Here is a 6,837-nt window from a genome sequence, read left to right on the forward strand (position 1 = left end):
CTTAGTATTTTTTGGTTTCTTTGTCCTATGAAAAGCAACATTATCGGCTACGGTTCCTTTTTCCATAAAACCGATCTTAAAAAGCTACCAGCCGTTTCCAATTCCTTTTTAAACGGGTACCAGCTTTTTTATGCTGGCAGGTATGCCCTAAAATACGTTTTTGATGCCCTTCTGGAAAACTATGATAGCGCCCATATCTGGTTACCACAGTATTATTGCCCCTTTGTTAAGGAGTGGTTGGAAACAGCATATTCCAACCTAAAATATTATGACATTGATCCGTTTGACCCCCATGCGCAAATAGACTATTCCACATTCAGCACCAAGGATATTGTATTGGCAAACAACTATTGGGGCCTTAAAAAAAATACTGTTCCCACCGGGGCGCGTCCCCTGATCGTGGAGGACCACTCCCATGGTTGGCTCAGCCCTGGATGTATAGAAAGTGAAGCGGACCTGTGTATTGCATCCTTACGGAAAACCGTGCCCCTTCCTTTAGGCGGTATCGCTTGGAAACCCGTAAGGAGCTCCCTTCAACTTTCGCTTCCCCAATTAAAAAGCCTGTCAAATACCCACGAAATGGAGGTAGCCTGGGAATTGGTCGATACCGCTATGACCTTAAAGGCCAACTGTACCACAGAAAAGGACAAGACCCAATTTTTGAAGGACTATGGAAAAGGCGAACAATTTTTACGCACTACGCAGGAAATCCTTCCCCTTAATCCAGATCATAAAAAAGTAATGGCCCAGGCACTATGTAAAGACTATAACGCCTATAAACTTAAAAATTGGGATACCATGCTGGCCTTGCTTAAAGGAAACGATGCTTTTAAAGTGCTTCCAAAAGCGCAAGGGATTCCCTTTGGACTCCTTTTGGCATTTAAAAAGGAAGATGATTTAAAACGTCTAAAACAACATTTAATCTCCAAAACCATTTATCCGGCGGAACTTTGGCCCAAAAACAATATTCACCAAGATTATAAGTTCTTATTGAACATACACATCGATTTCAGATACGGGAAAGCGGACATTGCGTATATCGCCTCCGCTATCAACGAATGGAACAACTAAGAAAGCAAATCCTTCTATGTACAAAAAATATTTTAAAAGACCCCTCGATTTTTTACTTTCCCTTTTTGGGTTACTTATTACCTCCCCTATTCTTATTTTGGCCATAATCGCGATTGCCATAAGCTTTAGGGAAAATCCATTTTTCACCCAAAAAAGACCGGGGAAACATGAGAAGATATTTTCCGTTCTTAAACTAAAGACCATGAACAGTAAAAAGGACAAGGATGGAAAATTGCTACCGGACAAATACAGACTTACGCCCTTTGGGATATTTATTAGAAAGACCTCTATTGATGAGCTACCACAATTGATCAACGTATTAAAAGGAGACATGAGCCTGATTGGCCCAAGGCCATTGCTGATCCGGTATCTACCCTATTATAGGGAAAATGAAAAGCCACGATTTCTAATCAGGCCGGGTATTACGGGGCTGGCCCAAATTTCCGGTAGAAATTACATGACCTGGGAAGAGCGTTTTGAAAAGGATATCGAATATATGCACAACATGAGCTTTAAACAGGATTTGTTCATCATTTGGAAAACCATTCAAAAGATATTCAACCCAGGTGAGATAGAAGTGGACCCCAATTCCAATCCGGCCATGTTGGCCATGGACCTTCAGAGAAAGGAATGGCCAGAGTTTAAACATGTTCAAAAATTGCAGTAGGAAACATCCTAGGGATATCCCTAATCACATGGGTTTAGTTTTTTGGAGTTACCTATGAACAATACAACCATTAAATAGAAACATATGAAAATCGTTTTCATTGTAATGCGGTTGGGAAAGGATGGCCTGGCCACCAATATTAGGGATCTTGCCCAAGGCATGGTGAAAAGGGGGCATGAGCTCCATATTATTACCAGTGGATTTAAAATTAAGGAGGCATCGGATAATTCGTTTTTTGACGAGCTCAAAAGTAGCTTTCAATCCTTGGGAATAGTAATTCATTACTTTAAGGAACCAAAGGGCAACCCCGTAAAAAAAGGAATAGCATCTTTGTCTGGCTTATTCAGGATTTCTTTACTGTTACGAAAAATTGATCCGGACGTAATCCATTGCCACTCCCCCAACCTAACCTTTATACCGTACCTTTTGGGAAGGAAGTATGTGTCCACCGTCCACGCCGATACAATACGGCCCAATATGCGGTACAAGCATCCTACCTTATTGATTGCGGTCAGCGAAGGTTCCAAGGAATTTACAAAAAGAGTCATGGGTTCACCTGAAAGCTCCATTAGAATGGTGTACCACGGCATTTCGGAGAGGTTCGCAGTACAGGAGGACAAAGCAAATCTGGAAAGACTTAAAACGGAGTTCAAAATCCCACAGGATAAATTCCTAATTGGTGTCGTGGGCAGAATTACGCCCCAAAAGGGTACGGATATTCTGGTTGAGGCCTTGGGCAAATTTTTGCCGGCAAAAATCCTGGACCAGGTGCACGTTATCATCGTAGGGGATTATCAATCCGAAAGCCAAAAAGTATGGCTGGATGCCATGCTACGCGAACATCAATTGTCAGATAAATTCAGTGTTCTTGGCTTTAGAGATCCCAAACCATTCTATCAACTGTTCGATGTTTTTGTCCTCCCTTCCCGATCAGATACCTTCGGCTTGGTGGCCGTGGAATCCATGATGAGCGGTTGTTGCACCATAAGGTCCAATGCCAACGGGGCCTATGACCAAATTGATCCCGGTGTTGATGGCCTAATCTTTGAAATGGACAATGCACAGGAGTTGGCACTACATCTAGAAAATGTATTTCTGGATGGGGCCTTCAGGTCCAAATTGGCGCAAAACGGAAAACAAAAGGCTTTGGCCAATTTTACAGTAGCGAAAATGGTTGACAACACGTTGGAGATTTATAAGGAACTGGAACGTATGTAGTAGACCTGGACTATAGAGTTAACCTATTTTCTCCCGATATTTAGGGAAAAAACCCTGCGCCACGTTGAGGGCATCCATTTTTGAGCTTCCAGCACTGTTTAGTTCACACAACTTCAAGTAAGCCTCTTGATCGATAATTTTTCTACCCGTGTAAAAGTGAATATCATCATCATAGGGAAAATACTTCTTTTTGTATAGGTACAGGTTATCCGTTTCGCTATTGGACAAACCCCCGCCTATCATATAATATTCCAAACCAACGCCCCTTGCCCACTCAATGGCATTTATTTTAAGGTACTCGTTGGGGCGCAATTTAAAATGGTCCGAGCTTGTGCCCCCTAAAAAAGAGTACATGGTGTCGTTGGAAATCAAAAATAGCTCACAGGAAATAGGCAAATCCCCTTCATATACCAAACCTACGGCACATTTTCCCGGGTTCTGCGCTGCAAAATTGGTGAAGTATTCCAAGGGATGATAGAATGAATCAATGGCATCCCTGCGGTCCATAGTCCCTATATACACATCATAAAAGGCCTTCACCTTTTCCAATGCAATATCCTTATAGTGGATTTCAAAGACCAGTCCTTCCTTTTTGGCCTTTCTAAACTGGTTTCTGGTATTTGATTTTAGGTTGGACCAAAAATTATCCCAATCCGCTATGTTACCCTTAACATTACGTAAGGTATGAACCTTGGTACCCGTATAACCTTCATAGTTATGCTTGAAATTAAATCGGATAAATTCAGAAACGACTTTGTTTTCCTTATACCAATTGTCTACCAATTTCCAAAAATCCTCAATAAGTTCCTGGCTCATCACGGTGTCAAAAAGAGGGCCGTTGTACCCCCAAGGGCTGGTCACGTCAAAATATCCGGTTTCCTTTCCATGCATTATAATTTTTCTTTGGATAAAAGGCATTACGGCCTTTAAAGCACCATTTATCTTATAGGTAAAGAAATTAAGTTCTTGATGGTCCAGATGATTGTTAAGTAACTCCAGGCTATAATAAGGATTCGTGTTATCAATAAGGGAAATAGAATGTTTATAATTGGATATAGCTTCTGGTGTAGTAAGGGAAATGGATTCTAATGTTGATTTAGACATAATTATACTAATTTCTCTAATTTAGTTTTGAACTATTTAAGATCGTTGTGAATTGGTTTTAACATACTGTCTCATTTCTTTTTATTCATACGTGAGGCAAGAGTTATCAATAATGATAAAATCCACTTTTTGTTGAGGCATACATTCATAATTTTAACCACCAAAGAAGGACTACCATGAATTGGTATCGTACTTTTAATTGGATACATTTTACGCTGCTCGAACGTATTTACAACGTTTATTATTTTATCACGGTCCTTTTCAAATCTCAAATATTTTAAAATCATAAAAAAGGCATAATAGTCCCGCTTTTGAACAAGATCGCCCATGGCAGTACTATCCACCATCAAATGGTATTTATTGGGATTTTGAATAAGGTCGTTAAATCCCAACAACATGGCGTATGTAGCATCTGCGAGGCGTAACTTATGGGCGGCGATGTTGTCACTGGTCCGCATAATGGAAACGGGGGACTGAAAATACCAATGGGCGTGTATTGGCAGGATCGCCATTCTTTGACTTGCAAGCACCAATTTATAGGTAAAGGAAACGTCGGCCATGATTAGGTCATCCATTTTTATGGCAAAGTCCCTTAAAAGTTCCCTTTTGGCAAAATACCACCAAACTTCAACTTTAGGAAGGGTATTTTCTCTTAAAAAAGAGGCCCCGGAGGCTATCTTAATTTCAGGTAAATCCAGTTTGGAAGGGATACGGTCTTCATTTGATATGGATGTTTCCCTGGATTCAAAACCTATAAAATCCAAATGATTACTCAATGCAAAATACAAAATTCCCGATAATGTATTGGGTACCAAATAATCATCGGCATCCAAACAATATACATATTCCCCTTTGGCAAGATCAAACAACCTGTTTCGCGTTGCGGCGTTCCCTTGGTTTTTTTGATTTTCCAGAACCATATTGGGCTTACCCGCAATAAAATCCTCGATTATTTCCCCACTACCGTCCGTACTCCCGTCATTCACCAATATCACCTCGTAATTTTCTTCAGAAATCCCTTGCTTTGAAACACTTTCCAGACAATTTATGATGTGTTTCTCAGCGTTATAAACAGGAATAAGTATACTTAAATGCATAGTTGGGGATATTGGAACTCAAAGTAAATTATAAATTTGAGGTCAAAATTAAGATAATGTTTTAAACAGGATAATAGTTGTGGGTTGAAAGGCGTTATTATTGCGTTAAGATCAACATATCAGAATAACAGACCATGCGAATTACCAAATTAGACGGGCTACGAGGAATTTTCAGTTTCATGATAATTTTTTATCACTATGACAAACGGGTTTTACCCGAGTTTATTTCTGAAAATTTCATAAAAAACGGAGCATGGATCTTTGTTGAATTTTTCTTTGTATTAAGCGGATATGTGATTTCCTATAACTACGATACTATAGCGGACAAAAAAGAATTCTGGGTCTATCTTAAGAAAAGGTTTATAAGATTGTATCCATTATTGGTATTTACGGTATTCCTATACTTTGTATTTGAGTTTCTGGGCAACGTTGTCATTGAAGGTTTTATAAATACTCCTGAGAGTGTACCCTCACTTCTTTTGGCTACACTTGACTCTTTGCTTTTTACAAACTCCACTCCCATTTTTGGAAATACCGATGGAGGTATGAACAGCCCAACGTGGTCCATTTCGGCAGAAATGATATCCTATATTGTTTTTGGTATAGCGACCGTTTATTTGTCCAAGAGAAACAAGACCTTGTTCTACTCCCTTCTTATCATCGTTTCGTTAGGGCTAATATTGAAATTTGAACCCCCGGTAAACTATTATTTTTTAAGGGCATTCGTATCTTTTAGTCTTGGGTATCTATTATTTAGAATTAGTAAAAAAGATATAGTCTTTAAAGATTGGACAGAGTATCTAATTCCAATCTCACTTGTTGCCGTATTGTACATGATTCACGACAACACTTGGGGATTAAGATTAATTAATGGAAATTTTACGATCAACCTTATATTTTTTATGTCCATATTAATTTTATTAAAAACCAATGGACAAATTACCCAACTATTGGATTCCAGGTTTGTTCAATTTCTGGGTAAGATTTCCTATTCCATGTACCTAAACCATTTGCTTTGGATTACCATCATTCCTAGATTTTTCTTTAGCATCCTAAAAGTAGAGCAGAACACAGCTACGGAAATTGGTGTCCTACTTTTCTGTTGTATATTCGTTATAGGTCTTTCCGCCTTAACGTATAAATACGTAGAGTTAAAAGGAAGTAAGTTTTTAAAATCAAAACTCCTATAAAGAGGCCATAAAGTTACTATAGTGAAAAACTAGGCCAACTAATTTTTCACTATTATCTTTTTTAACATATCGTTTCCTGCTGTAGAAATCTTCACCAAGTAGATTCCTGCCTCCAAATTTTCTGGAAAAAGTTCCATTTCATTATGCCCAACAAAGGTGGTAAAGGATTTTTGATATACCAAAGCGCCATTTAAGGAATACATGGATACAAAAGTTAAGGACTCAATGGAAGATACCAGTTGCACGGTAATTTTTTCATTCTTGAACACAGGATTGGGAATTAAGGTCACATCGTTTACGCTAAGCTTGGAGGTACCGATCGGTAGCCTACTCTTTAGTTGTACCAAATTTGAGGATGCTTGTCCAACCAATACCTCTATCGCGTTGACCAAGGGGTTCTCCGATGGGCCGTGCAGAAAGCCGACCTCCAACGAGCCACCGCTAACCGTAACGGGATAGCTCAGCATACCGCCCCTGCGGTGGCCGAACT

General features: G+C 39.4%; 7 protein-coding genes. 4 read left to right on the top strand and 3 right to left on the bottom strand.

Annotation, left to right across the window (positions count from 1 at the left end; translation table 11 throughout):
• The first annotated feature begins 27 nt into the window (after nt 1-27).
• The 3 genes from F0361_RS16130 to F0361_RS16140 all read left to right on the top strand — a co-directional run bounded on the left by F0361_RS16130 (nt 28) and on the right by F0361_RS16140 (nt 2,956).
• Nucleotides 28-1,071: a hypothetical protein gene (locus F0361_RS16130; RefSeq protein ID WP_154920186.1), complete on the top strand. Its 1,044-nt coding sequence runs from the start codon at nt 28-30 to the stop codon at nt 1,069-1,071.
• Between the two features lie 16 nt (nt 1,072-1,087).
• Complete coding sequence (locus tag F0361_RS16135) at nt 1,088-1,738, top strand: sugar transferase (protein ID WP_154920189.1); 651 nt, start codon at nt 1,088-1,090, stop codon at nt 1,736-1,738.
• A gap of 84 nt (nt 1,739-1,822) precedes the next feature.
• Complete coding sequence (locus tag F0361_RS16140; protein WP_154920191.1) at nt 1,823-2,956, top strand: glycosyltransferase family 4 protein; 1,134 nt, start codon at nt 1,823-1,825, stop codon at nt 2,954-2,956.
• Between the two features lie 18 nt (nt 2,957-2,974).
• Here F0361_RS16140 and F0361_RS16145 read toward each other — a convergent pair whose 3' ends face one another.
• Together F0361_RS16145 and F0361_RS16150 are read right to left on the bottom strand one after the other, a co-directional pair.
• Nucleotides 2,975-4,060, bottom strand: a complete 1,086-nt coding sequence (locus F0361_RS16145) for a GNAT family N-acetyltransferase (RefSeq protein ID WP_154920194.1) — start codon at nt 4,058-4,060, stop codon at nt 2,975-2,977.
• A gap of 71 nt (nt 4,061-4,131) precedes the next feature.
• The gene (locus tag F0361_RS16150; protein ID WP_154920196.1) at nt 4,132-5,157 is read right to left on the bottom strand and encodes a glycosyltransferase family 2 protein; all 1,026 of its coding nucleotides are present in this window, start codon (nt 5,155-5,157) and stop codon (nt 4,132-4,134) included.
• A gap of 134 nt (nt 5,158-5,291) precedes the next feature.
• Between F0361_RS16150 and F0361_RS16155 the strand changes: the two genes are divergently transcribed.
• Nucleotides 5,292-6,347, top strand: coding sequence for an acyltransferase family protein (locus F0361_RS16155; protein WP_154920197.1), 1,056 nt, complete (start codon nt 5,292-5,294; stop codon nt 6,345-6,347).
• A 38-nt stretch (nt 6,348-6,385) separates the two neighbouring features.
• On the opposite strand, the gene F0361_RS16160 is transcribed toward F0361_RS16155, so the two are convergent.
• Nucleotides 6,386-6,837 (bottom strand): T9SS type A sorting domain-containing protein (locus F0361_RS16160; RefSeq protein ID WP_154920199.1); only part of this gene is annotated, 452 nt, incomplete at its 5' end.

This window comes from Maribacter flavus (assembly GCF_008386635.1).
Lineage (GTDB): Bacteria > Bacteroidota > Bacteroidia > Flavobacteriales > Flavobacteriaceae > Maribacter > Maribacter flavus.

What these genes read in the sequence shown, in the direction of transcription:
- F0361_RS16155 (WP_154920197.1), top strand. Translation starts at nt 5,292, where the DNA reads ATGCGAATTACCAAATTAGACGGGCTACGAGGAATTTTCAGTTTCATG.
- F0361_RS16150 (WP_154920196.1), bottom strand. Translation starts at nt 5,157, where the DNA reads ATGCATTTAAGTATACTTATTCCTGTTTATAACGCTGAGAAACACATC.
- F0361_RS16130 (WP_154920186.1), top strand. Translation starts at nt 28, where the DNA reads ATGAAAAGCAACATTATCGGCTACGGTTCCTTTTTCCATAAAACCGAT.
- F0361_RS16140 (WP_154920191.1), top strand. Translation starts at nt 1,823, where the DNA reads ATGAAAATCGTTTTCATTGTAATGCGGTTGGGAAAGGATGGCCTGGCC.
- F0361_RS16135 (WP_154920189.1), top strand. Translation starts at nt 1,088, where the DNA reads ATGTACAAAAAATATTTTAAAAGACCCCTCGATTTTTTACTTTCCCTT.
- F0361_RS16145 (WP_154920194.1), bottom strand. Translation starts at nt 4,060, where the DNA reads ATGTCTAAATCAACATTAGAATCCATTTCCCTTACTACACCAGAAGCT.